This window comes from Pseudomonas sp. HLMP (assembly GCF_046365545.1).
In the GTDB taxonomy this organism is placed as follows: Bacteria; Pseudomonadota; Gammaproteobacteria; order Pseudomonadales; family Pseudomonadaceae; genus Aquipseudomonas; species Aquipseudomonas guariconensis_B.
The window spans coordinates 80,943-95,373 of the sequence record NZ_JBDLLR010000001.1 but is presented as its reverse complement, the minus strand read 5'-3'; the positions used below and the strand labels follow the sequence as shown (position 1 = coordinate 95,373).

At 63.5% G+C, this 14,431-nt stretch carries 14 protein-coding genes and 2 pseudogenes; 9 read left to right on the top strand and 7 right to left on the bottom strand.

Going from position 1 to position 14,431, the window contains the following annotated elements; all coding sequences use genetic code 11:
* The first annotated feature begins 42 nt into the window (after positions 1-42).
* Positions 43-1,455 carry a purine-cytosine permease family protein gene (locus ABFA30_RS00580; protein WP_410045045.1) on the top strand — a complete coding sequence of 471 codons (1,413 nt, stop codon included), beginning with the start codon at positions 43-45 and terminating at the stop codon, positions 1,453-1,455.
* A gap of 181 nt (positions 1,456-1,636) precedes the next feature.
* Positions 1,637-2,992 carry an SPFH domain-containing protein gene (locus ABFA30_RS00575; RefSeq protein WP_410045044.1) on the top strand — a complete coding sequence of 452 codons (1,356 nt, stop codon included), beginning with the start codon at positions 1,637-1,639 and terminating at the stop codon, positions 2,990-2,992.
* A gap of 49 nt (positions 2,993-3,041) precedes the next feature.
* On the opposite strand, the gene ABFA30_RS00570 is transcribed toward ABFA30_RS00575, so the two are convergent.
* The gene (locus ABFA30_RS00570) at positions 3,042-3,335 is read right to left on the bottom strand and encodes a DUF1330 domain-containing protein (RefSeq protein WP_410045043.1); all 294 of its coding nucleotides are present in this window, start codon (positions 3,333-3,335) and stop codon (positions 3,042-3,044) included.
* A 77-nt stretch (positions 3,336-3,412) separates the two neighbouring features.
* On the opposite strand from ABFA30_RS00570, the gene ribBA reads away from it, so the two are divergent.
* Together ribBA and ABFA30_RS00560 are read left to right on the top strand one after the other, a co-directional pair.
* Positions 3,413-4,525: a bifunctional 3,4-dihydroxy-2-butanone-4-phosphate synthase/GTP cyclohydrolase II gene (ribBA, locus tag ABFA30_RS00565; RefSeq protein ID WP_410045042.1), complete on the top strand. Its 1,113-nt coding sequence runs from the start codon at positions 3,413-3,415 to the stop codon at positions 4,523-4,525.
* A 397-nt stretch (positions 4,526-4,922) separates the two neighbouring features.
* Positions 4,923-6,212 (top strand): hemolysin family protein, encoded by a 1,290-nt coding sequence (locus ABFA30_RS00560; RefSeq protein WP_225790829.1) that lies wholly within the window; start codon positions 4,923-4,925, stop codon positions 6,210-6,212.
* 167 nt (positions 6,213-6,379) lie between these two features.
* Here the strand turns inward: ABFA30_RS00560 and ABFA30_RS00555 are convergent, their stop codons facing one another.
* Both ABFA30_RS00555 and ABFA30_RS00550 read right to left on the bottom strand, forming a co-directional pair.
* Complete coding sequence (locus tag ABFA30_RS00555; RefSeq protein WP_225790830.1) at positions 6,380-6,778, bottom strand: hypothetical protein; 399 nt, start codon at positions 6,776-6,778, stop codon at positions 6,380-6,382.
* Positions 6,771-7,187 (bottom strand): hypothetical protein, encoded by a 417-nt coding sequence (locus ABFA30_RS00550; protein WP_410045041.1) that lies wholly within the window; start codon positions 7,185-7,187, stop codon positions 6,771-6,773. Before ABFA30_RS00550 ends, ABFA30_RS00555 begins: the two co-directional genes overlap by 8 nt.
* Between ABFA30_RS00550 and ABFA30_RS00545 the strand changes: the two are divergent.
* The 5 genes and pseudogenes from ABFA30_RS00545 to ABFA30_RS00525 form a co-directional block, all read left to right on the top strand.
* Positions 7,186-7,302 (top strand): annotated as a pseudogene (locus ABFA30_RS00545) (hypothetical protein); the annotation flags it as partial. The gene ABFA30_RS00550 and the pseudogene ABFA30_RS00545 overlap by 2 nt on opposite strands.
* A gap of 11 nt (positions 7,303-7,313) precedes the next feature.
* Positions 7,314-8,471 carry a CaiB/BaiF CoA transferase family protein gene (locus ABFA30_RS00540; protein ID WP_225790675.1) on the top strand — a complete coding sequence of 386 codons (1,158 nt, stop codon included), beginning with the start codon at positions 7,314-7,316 and terminating at the stop codon, positions 8,469-8,471.
* 2 nt (positions 8,472-8,473) lie between these two features.
* Positions 8,474-9,619, top strand: a complete 1,146-nt coding sequence (locus ABFA30_RS00535) for an acyl-CoA dehydrogenase family protein (RefSeq protein ID WP_410045040.1) — start codon at positions 8,474-8,476, stop codon at positions 9,617-9,619.
* Between the two features lie 103 nt (positions 9,620-9,722).
* The gene (locus ABFA30_RS00530; protein WP_225790673.1) at positions 9,723-11,129 is read left to right on the top strand and encodes a purine-cytosine permease family protein; all 1,407 of its coding nucleotides are present in this window, start codon (positions 9,723-9,725) and stop codon (positions 11,127-11,129) included.
* A gap of 74 nt (positions 11,130-11,203) precedes the next feature.
* A complete protein-coding gene (locus tag ABFA30_RS00525) occupies positions 11,204-11,833 on the top strand; it encodes a TetR/AcrR family transcriptional regulator (RefSeq protein ID WP_225790672.1) in 630 nt (209 codons plus the stop codon).
* On the opposite strand, the gene ABFA30_RS00520 is transcribed toward ABFA30_RS00525, so the two are convergent.
* The 4 genes and pseudogenes from ABFA30_RS00520 to hpaR form a co-directional block, all read right to left on the bottom strand.
* Positions 11,787-11,930, bottom strand: coding sequence for a hypothetical protein (locus ABFA30_RS00520; RefSeq protein ID WP_225790671.1), 144 nt, complete (start codon positions 11,928-11,930; stop codon positions 11,787-11,789). The genes ABFA30_RS00525 and ABFA30_RS00520 overlap by 47 nt on opposite strands.
* Before the next feature lie 91 nt (positions 11,931-12,021).
* Entirely contained in the window at positions 12,022-13,248 is a 1,227-nt protein-coding gene (locus ABFA30_RS00515; RefSeq protein WP_225790670.1) for an NADH:flavin oxidoreductase/NADH oxidase family protein, read from the bottom strand.
* Positions 13,249-13,612: 364 nt separating this feature from the next.
* A pseudogene (locus tag ABFA30_RS00510) lies at positions 13,613-13,756 on the bottom strand (LysR family transcriptional regulator); the annotation flags it as partial.
* A gap of 235 nt (positions 13,757-13,991) precedes the next feature.
* Complete coding sequence (gene hpaR, locus ABFA30_RS00505) at positions 13,992-14,414, bottom strand: homoprotocatechuate degradation operon regulator HpaR (protein WP_225790669.1); 423 nt, start codon at positions 14,412-14,414, stop codon at positions 13,992-13,994.
* Positions 14,415-14,431 lie beyond the last annotated feature (17 nt).

The following is a 14,431-nucleotide window of genomic DNA, read 5'->3' as shown; positions in this document are numbered from 1 at the left end:
CCCGGGCACGCCCGCGCGCCCCTCCTTGCCTTGGAGTCCGTCATGACCAGTGCAGCCACATCGGCACCCCTCATAGAAAAACACACGATCGGCTACGTGCCCCCGCAGGACCGCCATGGAAAGGTAAGGGATCTGTTCACCCTCTGGTTCGGCGGCAACATCGCGCCTCTGCCCATCGTCACCGGCGCGCTGGGCGTGCAGTTGTTCAACCTGAACCTCGTCTGGGGCATCGTCGCCATCCTGGTCGGCCACCTGGTCGGCGGCGTGCTGATGGCGCTGCACTCGGCCCAGGGCCCGCAGATGGGCATCCCGCAGATGATCCAGAGCCGCGCCCAGTTCGGCTCCCTCGGCGCGCTGCTGGTGGTGGTGATCGCCGGGGTGATGTACATCGGCTTCTTCGCCTCCAACATCGTCCTGGCCGGCAAGTCCCTGCATGGGGTGGTCGAGGCCGTGCCGGTGCCGGTGGGCATCGTCATCGGTGCCCTGGGCTCGGGGATCATCGGCATCATCGGCTACCGCTTCATCCACGTGCTCAACCGCATCGGCACTTGGGTGCTGGGCATCGGCATCGTGGTCGGCTTCGGCTACATCTTCAGCCACATCCAGAGCGACGACTTCCTCACCCGCGGTGGCTTCAACATCTCCGGCTGGCTGGCCACGGTGTCCCTGGCGGCCCTCTGGCAGATCGCCTTCGCCCCGTACGTGTCGGACTATTCGCGCTACCTGCCGGCCGACGTGAAGGTGTCGTCGACCTTCTGGACCACCTACCTGGGTTCGGCCCTGGGCTCGAGCCTGTCGTTCGTGTTCGGTGCGGTGGCGGTGCTGGCGATCCCCGCGGGCATGGACACCATGGACGCGGTCAAACTCGCCACCGGTGCCATCGGCCCGCTGATGCTGGTGCTGTTCCTGCTCAGCGTGATCAGCCACAACGCCCTCAACCTGTATGGCGCGGTGCTGTCGATCATCACCCTGGTGCAGACCTTCGCCTACCGCTGGATCCCCACCGCCAAGAGCCGTGCGGTGCTGTCGCTGATCGTCCTGGCGGCCTGCTGCGTGGTGGCGGTGTTCGCCTCGGCGGACTTCATCGGCCACTTCGTCGACATGGTCCTGGTGCTGCTGGTGGTGCTGGTACCGTGGACGGCGATCAACCTGATCGACTTCTATGCGATCCACAAGGGCGACTACGACATCCAGTCGATCTTCAAGGTCGATGGCGGTATCTACGGGCGCTACAACCCGCAGGCCCTGATCGCCTATGCCGTGGGTATCGCGGTGCAGATCCCGTTCATGAACACGCCGCTGTACGTAGGCCCGGTGTCCGCGCACATCAACGGTGCCGACCTGTCGTGGCTGGTGGGGCTGGCAGTGACTTCGCCGCTGTACTGGTGGCTGGCGACCCGCGACAGTGCCTATCGTCGTCGGCAGATGAGTGCCAAGCTCGCCGCGGGGGTTTGACTCCGCCGCTACGCAATGCCAATCAATCAAGCGCATTGGGGCTGCTTTGCAGCCCCAATGGCCGCTGAACGCATCGACTGACAGAGGCTTGGGACGCCTCCCACAGAGACAACCGATTCACCTGATGGAAATGAGCCGCGTCCATCGCCAGCATGCCCGCTCCCCCGGATAAGGAGTTCCCATGCATACGAATCCATTGGTTGGATCCGCCGCCTTCCTGCGCAAGCACCGCAAACTCGTCACCAGCATCGCTCTCCCGGCACTCGCCCTTGGCGCCCTCGCAATACTTTTCGACAAGGTGTTCTTCTACAACGAGGCGGGTCAGATGACCCACGTGCGCACCATTTTCGGCGAAGAGAAAGTGGTCGAGGACGTCGGCTATGCGACCAAGTGGTTTGGCCGCAGCACCGTCTGGCGCCGTACCATCGGCGTCCAGTCGGCCTTGCAGGTGGATCAGCAGGAGGACACCCCTCGTGGGCAACCTGCGGTGGTCCTGCAGAACCTGCCCATCGTGTTCCTGGGGAATGTCGACGCAAAGGCCGAATTCAGCACCCAGTTTCGCCTGCCCTCGGGGGAAGCGTTCCTGAAGATCGCCCAGGAATACCGGACGCCGGACAATTTCCTCCAGCGAGCATTGCTGCCAGCGGTCAAGGAAACCCTCCAAGCCACGGCCTCGCTGATGAGCGCCGACGACTACTACGCAGGCAACCGCAGCCACTTCGGTGCCGAATTCGAGAACCAGCTGCGCAATGGCCTGTACCTGACCAGCCGCAAGGAAGTGCGCGTCAAACGTGACAACTTCCCGGCACAGACCGCCATTCTCCAGGCCGGCACCGACCAGGGCAGTTTCGGTGACAACTCCTCGACCCGCTTCATCATCGAGAAGAAGCTCGACAAGGATGGTCAGGAGCTGCGCAAGCAACAGCAGTTTCGCCTGTTCGGTGTCGAGGTCGTCGATGCGCGGGTGACGCATATCGACCCCAACCCGCAGTACCAGCAACGGATGGTACGGGTGCAGCAGGCACTGGCCGAGCTGGCGGTGGCCCGGCAGAACCGCCTCAAGGAGGAAGAAGAGAAGGAGCTGGTCTCCGCCCGCGGCGCCAAGGATGTCGAGGCCAAGCGCCAGGAAAGCCTGCGTCAGCAGATCGAACGCACCACCGAAGCCGAAACGGAGAAGCAGCTCACGCTGATCAATGCCGAACGGGAGCACCGGCGTGCCGAGATCGACAAGCAAACCGCCGAACTGCTGCGGGACAAGGCCAGGGTCAATGCCGAAGCGACCAAGATCACGGCCGACGCCGAGGCCTACGCCCGTGAGGCATCGCTCAAGGCCGACGGCGCCCTGCAAACCAAGCTCGACGCACTGGTGCAGATCAACCGTGCCTGGGCCGATGCCGCAGCACGGGCCCCGGTGCCAGGCGTAATGATGGGTAGCGCAGAGGGTGGTATCGGGCGTCAGGATGAAATGAACAAACTCATGAGCGTGCTGGCCACCAAAGCGGCCAGGGACCTGGCACTGGACCTCAAGGCGCCCTGAGCCCCGCCCAGGCTCCTGTTCGATTGCATCCTGCAGCCTGAGCCTGCGTTCAGGGCGCAGCGCCCTCGACAATGATCACCTCGGCCCTGGCCGCTCCCTGTCGATACTGGCACGCCTGCTGGTACGCCGGCGAGCGATAGCACGCCAGCGCCTGCTCGTACGACTCGAACTCGATCACCACGCTACGCTGGGGAGTAGGCCGCCCCTCCATCGCCTCGCTGCGTCCGCCACGGGCCAGGAAGCGGCCACCGAACGCGGCGAAGGCCGCCGGGGCACGCTGGGTGTATTGCTGGTACTGCTCGGGGTCGGTGACATCCACATGGGCGATCCAGTAGGCCTTCATCCGTCGCTCTCCTCTATAGAGATATTTATGTATGATGGTATACCATAAACACCACCCTACCACAGCGAGTGTGCAGCATGGCTTTCAATAGCATCGAAGAACTCCTCGAGGATTATCGGCAAGGCAAGATGGTGCTGCTGGTGGACGACGAGGACCGTGAGAACGAGGGCGACCTGCTGATCGCCGCCGAGCGCTGTGACGCCCAGGCCATCAACTTCATGGCCCGCGAGGCGCGTGGGCTGATCTGCCTGACCCTGACCGACGAGCACTGCCAACGCCTGGGCCTGGAGCAGATGGTGCCGAGCAACGGCAGCGCCTTCAGCACTGCCTTCACCGTCTCCATCGAGGCTGCCACGGGCGTCACCACCGGGATCTCCGCCGCCGACCGGGCGCGCACCGTGGCCGCCGCCATGGCCCCCGACGCCCGCCCCGAAGACCTGGTCCAGCCCGGCCACATCTTCCCCCTACGCGCCCGCGAAGGCGGCGTGCTGACCCGCGCCGGCCACACCGAGGCCGGCTGCGACCTGGCACGCCTGGCCGGTTTCAGCCCGGCCTCGGTGATCGTCGAGGTGCTCAACGACGACGGCACCATGGCCCGCCGTCCGGACCTGGAACTGTTCGCCGAGCGCCACGGCATCAAGATCGGTACCATCGCCGACCTGATCCACTACCGCCTGAGCACCGAGCAGACCATCAAGCGCATCGGCGAGCGCGAGCTGCCGACCGTGCACGGCACCTTCCGCCTGGTGACCTACGAGGACCGTATCGAAGGCGGCGTGCACATGGCCATGGTGATGGGCGACATTCGCCGCGACCTGCCGACCCTGGTGCGGGTGCATGTGATCGATCCGCTGCGCGACCTGGTCGGCGCCGAGTATGCCGGCCCGGCCAACTGGACACTGTGGGCGGCGCTGGAGAAGGTTGCCGAGGAAGGTGCCGGCGTGGTCGTGATCCTCGCCAACCACGAATCCTCCCAGGCCCTGCTCGAGCGCGTGCCGCAATTGACCCAGCCGGTGCGTCCGTACCAGAGGGGCCAATCGAAGGTGTATTCGGAAGTCGGCACCGGCGCGCAGATCCTCCAGGACCTGGGCGTGGGCAAGCTGCGCCACCTTGGTCCGCCGCTCAAGTATGCGGGGTTGGCAGGGTATGAGTTGGAGGTGGTGCAGAGCATTCCGTTCGAGGGCTGCTGATTTTCGCGGTATCTGTGTGGGCCTCATCGCGGGTGAGGCCCCAGATTGAGCATGCGAGGTAGCGACCGAATCACACAGCTTGTAAAACAATGCCCTCCACACCCGAAATAGCAGTGGTTAACATTAAGTTCCCTTGGCCTCCCTATTTCCTGCATGGCAACTTCATCGGAGCCACCCAGTTGCGCCTTCCCTGACGAGAAAGGCCCATACTGCGAACTATCCCCCCCAGCAGAGCGCTCCGCACGGCCTCTGACCAGCCGCCCCATCACGCCAGCTTTCCTGTTTCGATCCCGCCTCGGTGGCGTGCTGCGCCTACCGCACGTGCGCTTTGGCTGCCCGTACCGACAGAAAACGAGTGCATGGAACTTGCCTCGGTGGTGTACGTAGGAGAACAGCAATGGAATTTTTCATACTGGCTTTGCTGATCGTCCTCAATGGCCTGTTTGCCATGTCGGAGATCGCCCTGGTGGCAGCGAGGAAAGCACGGTTGATGAGGCTGGTGGCCGAAGGGGACTCATCAGCCGCGGTAGCCCTCAAGCTTGGCGAGGACCCGACCCGGTTTCTCTCGACCGTGCAGATTGGCATCACCTCCATTGGCATCCTCAACGGTATCGTCGGTGAAGCTGTATTGGCCGCCCCTTTGGCCGAATGGCTGCAAACCCTGGGTGTGCCGAGCGCGACAGCAAGCCTCGGAGCCACGGCAGGTGTGGTGATCGTGATCACCTACGTCTCCATCGTGATCGGTGAACTGGTGCCCAAGCGCATCGGGCAAATCAATCCAGAGGGCATTGCCCGCTTGGTCGCGCGGCCGATGGTGACCCTCGCTTTCCTGACGCGTCCTTTCGTGGCCGTGCTGTCCTGGTCGACCCAGGCCATTCTGCGCATCATGGGCGTGCGTCCGCTCGACAATCCGAGCGTCACCGAGGAAGAAATCCAGGCAATGCTCGAAGAAGGCTCCGAGGCTGGAGTGATCGAACACCATCAGCACCGAATGGTACGCAATGTGTTCCGCCTGGACGATCGCCGACTCGGCTCGTTGATGATCCCGCGTTCAGACCTGGTTTATGTCGACATTCGCAGGCCCCCGGAAGAGAACGTCCAGGTGATGATCGAGTCCGAGCACTCTCGTTTTCCGGTCTGCGACGGTGGCCTGGACAACCTGCTCGGCCTGATTCATGCCAAGCAGGCCTTTGCTTGCCTGGCCAAGGGCGAGCAGCCCAACTTCACCGACCAACTCCCTCCCTGCGTGTTCGTGCCTGAAACCCTCACCGGCATGGAGCTGCTGGAGCAATTTCGTGCCAATGGCATGCACATGGCGTTCGTGATCGACGAATATGGTGAGTTGCAAGGCATCGTCACGCTGCAGGATGTACTGGAAGCCGTAACCGGCGAGTTCACCCCTGACGATGAAAACGATGCTTGGGCCGTCCAGCGGCACGATGGCTCCTGGCTGCTCGATGGCGCCATCCCGATCCTGGAGATGAAGGATCGCCTGGCATTCAAGACAATGCCCGAGGAAAACAGGGGCCGCTACCACACCCTGTCCGGCATGGTCATGCTGCTGCTTGGCCGGGTGCCGGTCACTGGCGACCGGGTAGAGTGGGACGGCTGGATATTAGAGGTGGTCGACATGGACGGCAAACGCATCGACAAGGTGCTGGCGACTCCTGTTGAAACACCGGAATGAGATGAATTGGATGGCCGCAATGGACGGAACGAGCGCGAGGTGTTTCGCCATTACACAAGCGGCGCTTCGTCATTGTTGGGGCTGCCTTGCAGACCAAATGACAACTGAAATGCTTAACTGAACGGTATTGTTCTCCAGCAGGGATTTTCGTTTATATCCGCACAACATCATGTTCGCTTGAATTCGACCAGAAAAACGACGAAGGCAATCCACCCCATGCCAATGTACATACAGTACATACCTGTCTTCATTCGCCTCTTGAGATAGGCCGGAAAGAGTCGACTGTCCTCTGGATCCAACCAACCTTGGCGAATACTCAAGTTGGGCCACATCATTCCCGCCGTCATGGCACTCACCGTCATCAACCGGAGCTTCAAGGTCAGTGCACCTCCATTTTTGAGCTCATCGTGAAGCCCTCTGCTCCGTTGGAGTGCTGCACACATCACCTCGAAGTGCCTCGACGCAGCGATATGCAGCTCAATTGCCAGCCCCACCAACATAATCAGAAACGGTGTAAAGAGCGAGGCGATCTTTAAGGCCGAGGGCCACTCACTCAAATCAATCATATTCAACCTTATGTATAAACTCACCCAGTTCTTCCCCGCCAATTCCTCCAGCGACTCCTCCTGCAAAAGATCCGGCCCCAATCATTGCGATTCCGCAGAATGCTCGCCCCCATACACCGAAACCGCAAACTACTTTAATAGCCGATTTCCCTATCGTTGCCCCTACGACACCACCAGTGATACCTCCAGCAAAACCACCTATTTCAATAAAACGAACCTGTTTACACTCCTGCGTCTCTCCCGCCCTACAAACCTCCTGCACTTTCAAGTAGGACGAAGAAGCCCCCAACCCAATCGCCACATATCCACCATATTTCAAATACCGCGCCGTCTTCGCCACTTCTTCCAAATGCGTCGCATACCCCGGTATCTGCCCCGGCCCACCGGCCTTTTTCCAGTGATGCACCATGACCAACGACCCGGGCACCGGCGTGATGCGCCACGCCGACGCCGGCTATCAGATCGCTATCGACTGCGCCAAGGAGCAGGGCCTGGACCTGCCGATGATCACAGGCAAGCCGTGAGGGCCACTGTCATGAACCAGCACAACTCTACGCCAAGGCCATTGCAGGGCATCCGTGTGCTCGACCTCAGCCGCGTGCTGGCCGGCCCGCATTGCACCGCGATGTTGGCCGACCTGGGCGCCGAGGTCATCAAGTTCGAAGTCCCTGGCCATGGCGACGACAGCCGCCACCTGGGCCCTTTCGGCGCAGATGGCCAGAGCATCTACTTCGGCTTGATCAACCGTGGCAAGCGCAGTGTCGAACTCGACTTCAAGGCGCCGCCCGACCTGCGCCGCTTCCATGAGCTGGTGGCCGACGCAGACGTCGTGGTGGAGAACTTCCGCCCCGGCGTGACGCAGCGGCTGGGCATCGATTTCGACAGCCTCAAGGCGCTCAACCCCCGGCTGATCTATGCCAGCATTTCCGGGTTCGGCCAGAGCGGGCCGCTGTCCGCGCGCCCGGCCTACGACATCGTTGCCCAAGCCATGTCCGGTCTGATGAGCGTGACGGGTTTCCCGCAGACCGGCCCGACTCGCAGCGGCGAAGCCCTGGGCGATCTATGCGCCGGGGTCTATGCCGCCTGGGCGATCAGTTCGGCGCTGTTCGCCCGCGAGTTCCACGGGACAGGCGCGCAGTACCTCGACGTGGCCATGTTCGACGTGCTGGTCAGCCTGCAGGTGACCGGCCTGTCCAACCTCTTCGCCCGTGGCAGTGCACCGGGCCTGGTGGGTAACCGCCATCCGGTCTCGACACCCTTCGACACCTACCGTGCCGTCGATGGCCTGGTGGTGATCGCGGTGGCCAGCGACAAGCTGTTCCGCCGCTTGTGCCACTGCATGGCGCACGAGGCCCTGGCCGATGACCCACGCTTCGTCGACGACGGCTCGCGCACCGCGAACGAGGCGGCACTGAAGGCGCAGATCGAAGCCTGGACAGGCACTCGCAGTGTCGCGCAGATCTGCGACCTGCTGCTGGACGCCGGCGTACCCGCCTCCCCGGTCTGGAACCTGGCACAAGCCACCGGCAGCGAACAGGCCGAAACCCGCCAGTTGCTGGTGGAGGCTGGCGTGCAGTCGCCCCTGGTCCCGCAGCCGATCTTCTTCAACGGCAACAAACCCCACGCCACCTCGCCCGCCCCACGCCTGGGCGAGGCCAATGCCCTGTTCGGCCTGAACCCCACTGGAGAATGAAGATGAACTTCGAACTGGACGCCGCGGAGCTCGCGGTCATCGAATCTGCCGAGCGTGTCGCCCGCGAGGTGCTGCAGGTCAACGCCCAAGGCTACGACGAGGCCGAGGCCTTCTGCGCCGGTAGCCTCAAGGCCCTGGGCGAGCTGGGCTTCATGGGTATCAACCTGCCCGAGGCCTACGGCGGCCTGGGCATCGGCAGCCTGACGATGAGCCGTGTGGTGGAGGCGGTGGCGGCCGCCTGCGCCTCCACCGCCTCGGCGCTGACCGCGCACTTCCTGGCCACCGACTCCATCCTCATCGGTGGGAGCGAACCGCAGCGCCAGGCCTGGCTGCCCCGCGCCGCCACCGGCGAGCTGCTCGGCGCCTTCGGCCTGACCGAACCTGCCGCCGGCTCCAACCCAGCCGACATGCGCACCCGCGCTATCCAGGAAAACGACGGCTGGCGCATCCGGGGCAGCAAGCACTACATCACCAATGCCCGCGAAGCCGACTTCATCGTGCTCTACGCCAAGACCGACGCCGACGCAGGCCACCACGGCATCAGCGCCTTCCTCATCCCCAAGGGCACCGAGGGCATCACCTTCTCCAGCCCGGAGAAGACCATGGGCCTGCGCGGCAGCACCATCTACGAGCTGGCCCTGGATTGCTGGCTGCCCGCCTCGGCCCTGCTGGGCGAGCAGGGCCAGGGCTTCAAGACCGCGATGGAAGTGCTGGACCGCGGCCGGGTGGAAGTGGCGGCGATGTCCCTGGGCATCGCCCGCGCAGCCCTGGAGTACAGCCTCGGCTGGGCCCGGGAACGGCATATCGGCCCCAAGCCCCTGGCCGCCTACCAGGGCACCCAGTGGCGCCTGGCGGACATGCACACGCAACTGCAAGCGGCGCGCCTGCTGACCATGCAGGCCGCGGCTCGGCGCGACTCGGGCGAGCGTTTCAGCCTGGAGTCGGCCACCGCCAAGCTGTTCGCCGCCGAGGCCGCCGGCTTCATCACCGATGCCGCCCTGCAACTGCATGGCGGCTATGGCTACATCCGCGACCTGCCTCTGGAGCGCTTCGTGCGCGATGCGCGCATCCTGCGCATTTTCGAAGGCACCTCCGAGGTACAGAAGATCATCATCTCCCGCGCCGTACTGGACGCTGCCCGCAGTTGAGGCGACCGGCCTGGGCGGTAGTGGCCGCCCGGGTCTGCAGGGCATCCGTTGCATAACAACAATAGAGGCGCCATGGCCAATGGCGCCGCAGGAGAAAACCCTCATGTCTGGCAAGTCCCTCATTGAAACGCGCTCTATCGACTACATCCCCGAGAGCGAACGGCACGGCCGCCTCTTCAGCCAGTTCACCCTGTGGTTCGGCGCCAACCTGCAGATCACCGCCATCGTCACCGGCGCCCTGGCGGTGGTGCTGGGCGGCGATGTGTTCTGGTCATTGATCGGCCTTTTGATCGGTCAGGTGTTCGGCGGCATCGTCATGGCCCTGCACGGCGCCCAGGGGCCGCGCCTGGGGTTGCCGCAGATGATTTCCAGCCGGGTGCAGTTCGGCGTGTTCGGGGCCGTGATCCCCCTGGTACTGGTCTGCATCATGTACATCGGTTTCAACGCCACCGGCACGGTACTGGCCGGCCAGGCCATCGGTCGCATGGCCAACGTCAGCGACACGGCGGGCATCCTCGTCTTCGCCGCCGTGATCGTGGTGCTGACGGTCTGCGGCTACCGGGTGATCCACCTGTTGGGACGGGTCGCCAGCGTGCTCGGCCTGGTGGCCTTCGCCTACCTGTTCGTGCGCCTGCTGTCGGTGAGTGACATCGTCACCTTGCTCGACAACCGCCACTTCAGCTGGAGTACCTTCCTCTTGGCCATTTCGCTGTCGGCCTCCTGGCAGATCGCCTTCGGCCCCTACGTCGCCGACTACTCGCGCTACCTGCCGAGCGCGACCTCCCCATTGCGTACCTTCCTGGCCGTCGGCCTGGGTTCGGTGCTGGGCTCGCAAACCTCCATGATGCTCGGTGTATTCGCAGCCGCGCTGGCGGGCGATGCCTTCTCCGGTCATGAGGTGAGCTACATCGTTGGCCTGGGCGCCAGTGGCGTGATGGCGAGCCTGCTGTTCTTCAGCGTGGCCTTCGGCAAGGTGACCATCGCCACCTTGAACGCCTACGGCAGCTTCATGTGCATCGCCACCATCGTCAGCGCGTTCCGCAGCCGCTTTACCGTCTCCCACGGCCAGCGCCTGCTGTTCGTCCTGTGCATCGTCGGTGTCTCCACCAGCCTGGCGCTGGTCGGCCAGCACGCCTTCCTCAGCGCGTTCAAGTCGTTCCTGCTGTTCCTGCTGGCGTTCTTCACCCCCTGGAGCGCCATCAACCTGGTGGACTACTACTTCATCACCAAGGAGCGCTACGACATCCCCGCCCTGGGCGACCCGGATGGCCGCTACGGACGCTGGAACTGGGTGGGTATCGGTACCTATGCATTCGGCGTGGCGGTGCAGATGCCTTTCATCGCCACTGGCTTCTACACCGGCCCACTGGTGCAGCACCTGGGTGATACCGATATCTCCTGGCTGGTGGGCCTGATCCTGCCGGCGCTGGTCTATTATCCGCTCGCCCGGCAATGGGCCCGGCGCCGGCCGCATTCGCATGGCCAGGACCTGGGCCAGCAACGCTGCTAGCGAACACGGCTTGTCGCCCCGCCGGGGCGGCAAGCCCGATCCCTGCCCCTTTCGACGACACACTCCAAGCCCCCATGAACAGCCGCTCAAGATTCGCCCAGCCGACCGGCACGCAGGAACGCCTGCACCTGGCGGCCGTGGACCTGTTCACCGAACAGGGTTACCAGAACACCAGCCTGCGCGACCTGGCCGCCCACCTGGGCATCGGCGCGGGATCACTGTACTACCACATCGAAAGCAAGCAGGCCCTGCTCTTCGACCTGATCGAGGAGTGCATGAGCGACCTGCTCGGCCTTACCCGGGCAAGGTTGAAGAACGTCCAGGGCATGCGCCCCCGCCTGCGTGCCTTCGTCGGCGCCTTCGTCGAGTTCCAGCTCGGCGAGCGCAAACGGTTGCAGCTCATGCTGCGGGAGCGGCGCAACCTGACGGCCGAGCAGCGTCGCCTGCTCGGCGCTCTGCATCATGAATACACGCAGTGCCTGGCCGCCATCATCGGCCCTGTCACGATCCACGGGAGCCTTGAAGGCCCACGGATGAAGTGCTTCACCCGCGGGGTCATCGGCATGCTGGAAAGCCTTCCCGACGTCGAGGACATCGAACCGCCCCAGCAGGTCACCGAACAACTCACCGCGATGATCCTCGGCGCCGCCGCGAGCATCAGCTCAATGGGTGGCGATGCCAGTACTCGCGCAGGTGCTCGATGAACGCATTGATCTTGTTCGTCGCACGCCGGGTACTCGGGTAGACCGCCAAGCCGGTCTCGGCCACGCTGGCACCGGTGCTGGTCGCGGGTTCTGGCATGCCATGCCCGAGTGCATTCGCGGTCCGGCAGAGCGAGGCGTAGGGTGTGCAGCCGAGACTCGTGAGTACCCCTCCCTGGGGATCAAGCCGGCTATCGACCAGCCATGCGCCGACGGTACTGCCGGGTACGCAAGGCGTTGGCCAACTGCTGCACCACCAGGGCCCACCAAGGTGCCACCTGTGGATTGGGTGCCTTGTTCTCGCTCAGCCTGCGCAGCTGGAACTTCACCACCGCCATGTTGCCCAGCGAGGCGAGGGCTTTGTTCTTCCATCGGATCGGCGGGAGCTGGGGCACGGTGTCCTTGCCCTCCTGCCAGCGCCGAGGCAAGGCGGGATCGATCGCCAGGGCCGTACCGATCCCGACCATCTGCACCCCACTCTCGATCACTTGCTCGGCTATCGAGCGTCGACGAATACCGCCGGTCACCATCACCGGCATCTTCGCCACCGCTCGAATGTCGCGGGCGAACTCCAGGAAATAAGCCTCCCGCGCCAATGTCCGGCCATCCCGGGCTTCGCCCTGCATCGCCGGTGCCTCGTAGCTGCCGCCGGAAATCTCCACCAGGTCGACCTCGAGCGCATTGAGCAGGCGCACCACCTGCTTGGCCTCGTCGGCACTGAAGCCACCACGCTGGAAGTCAGCTGAGTTGAGCTTGACGGCCACGGCGAACCCAGGCGAGACGACCGCCCGCACCGCCTTGACGATGTCCAGCAACAGGCGCGCGCGGTTTTCCAGGGAACCGCCCCACTGGTCCGTCCGCCGGTTGCTCAGTGGCGAGAGAAACTGGCTGAGCAGATACCCATGCGCGGCATGGATCTGCACACCGGTAAAACCGGCCTGCTCGCCCAGCCGCGCCGTATTGGCGAAACGGCGGATGACCTCGTCGATGAGCTCCGGCGTCATGGCCTGCGCCGTGGCGAAATGCCTGGACATGCTGCCCAGCGCCAAAGGTACCGCGGAGGGCGCCCAGGTCTTCTGCCCCAGGTTGGCCTGCATCTGCCGACCGGGATGATTGATCTGCAACCAGAACTGCGCGCCCTGCGAGCGCCCGATCCTCGCCCATTGGCGGAACGTGTCGAGGTGCCGCTCATCCTCCAGCACCACGCCCCCAGGGCCGGTCATTGCACGGTTATCGACCATGACATTGCCAGTGATGATGAGCCCGGCTCCACCGTCCGCCCAGGCCTGGTAGAGACGCATCAGCCGGGCCGAGGGCGCGTGGTCGGCATCGGCCATGTTTTCTTCCATGGCGGCCTTGGCAATGCGGTTCGCAAGGGTCGAACCATTGGGGAGGGTCAGGGGGCTGAACACGTTCATCGGGAGTACCTCAAGGTGATCGTGTTCGGACAGTAGCCTTAAAGTTAACTTTAATGTCAATGCCTTGACTGCAGGGCAGTCGGTCGACTCGCAAACGACTTGGCCAGGACGGCGAATGGCGGGACCTTCCGGCCACGCGTGTTTCGCCGGCCAAGACTACGGCGTTCATCCAGTACGAATACGCCAACCATGATTTACGCCTGCAAGCCATGCGGCTCGAGAGCTACGACGCCGGCTTCAAGGTGGGCGTGCCTTCAGGTCTTCCAGGCCCGGTAGGCACGCCGTGGACCCATGCCAGTCAGTCATCATTTTGGGGCTGCCTTGCAGCCCCAAGGGACGTAGGTAGCCCTTGCGATATACCTGACAGCGGCGTATTGATGAACGCTTCCAGTTGCTGGATACGGTGGGTGACCACGGATCGAGTAACACCGAGCTGCTGTGCGGCACGAGCGAAGTTCCCGGTTTCGGCGACCCGGACGAACGCCTCGATGCTTAACAGGCGATCCATAGCGGCTCCCTATTCTTGTAGTTATTGATAACACCGCCCCGACAGAACGTGGAGCATGTTCCCGAGGCCAGGCGCGTATAGGCTGTACCGAGGGCTGTTCAGCACAGGCCAGGCGAGTTGGGCGGACTTGATTGGCGTTTTCCTAGCTGAGGGCTAACTGAAGAGAGCGGCCCAAAGCGCCCTGGCCAAAAAATAGTACATCAAGACTTGAACAGGCCCCTTCGCAACCAGGCCCTCAAGGCTTGATGCGCTTCAACTCCTCCAGCAAACCCAGCAACTGTTGCATTTTTTCCTCTCCGAACTGCTCCTGGATGCGCTGATAGTTGCGTTCCATGCCTTCGCTCATGGATACGAAACACTGCTGCCCTTTCTCCGTCAGGGTCACCAGCAGCCGGCGCTGGTCCTGCGATGACTTCCAACGCCGCACGAGGCCTTCGCGCTCCAGCCTGGCCAGCACACCCGTCATGCTCGGTTTGAGGATGCACGCCTGGTGCGCCAGTTGATGACTTTCCAGTTCGCCCTGCAACCGCAGGATGCGAATCACCCGCCATTGCTGTTCGGTCAGGTCGTGCTCGTTGAGCAAGGGGCGAAAGAACGCCATCGCCGCCTCGCGGGCTTGCAACAGGGTCAGGGTCAGGGACGGTCTGGGGTCGGCCATTGACTTCACACGTAAAA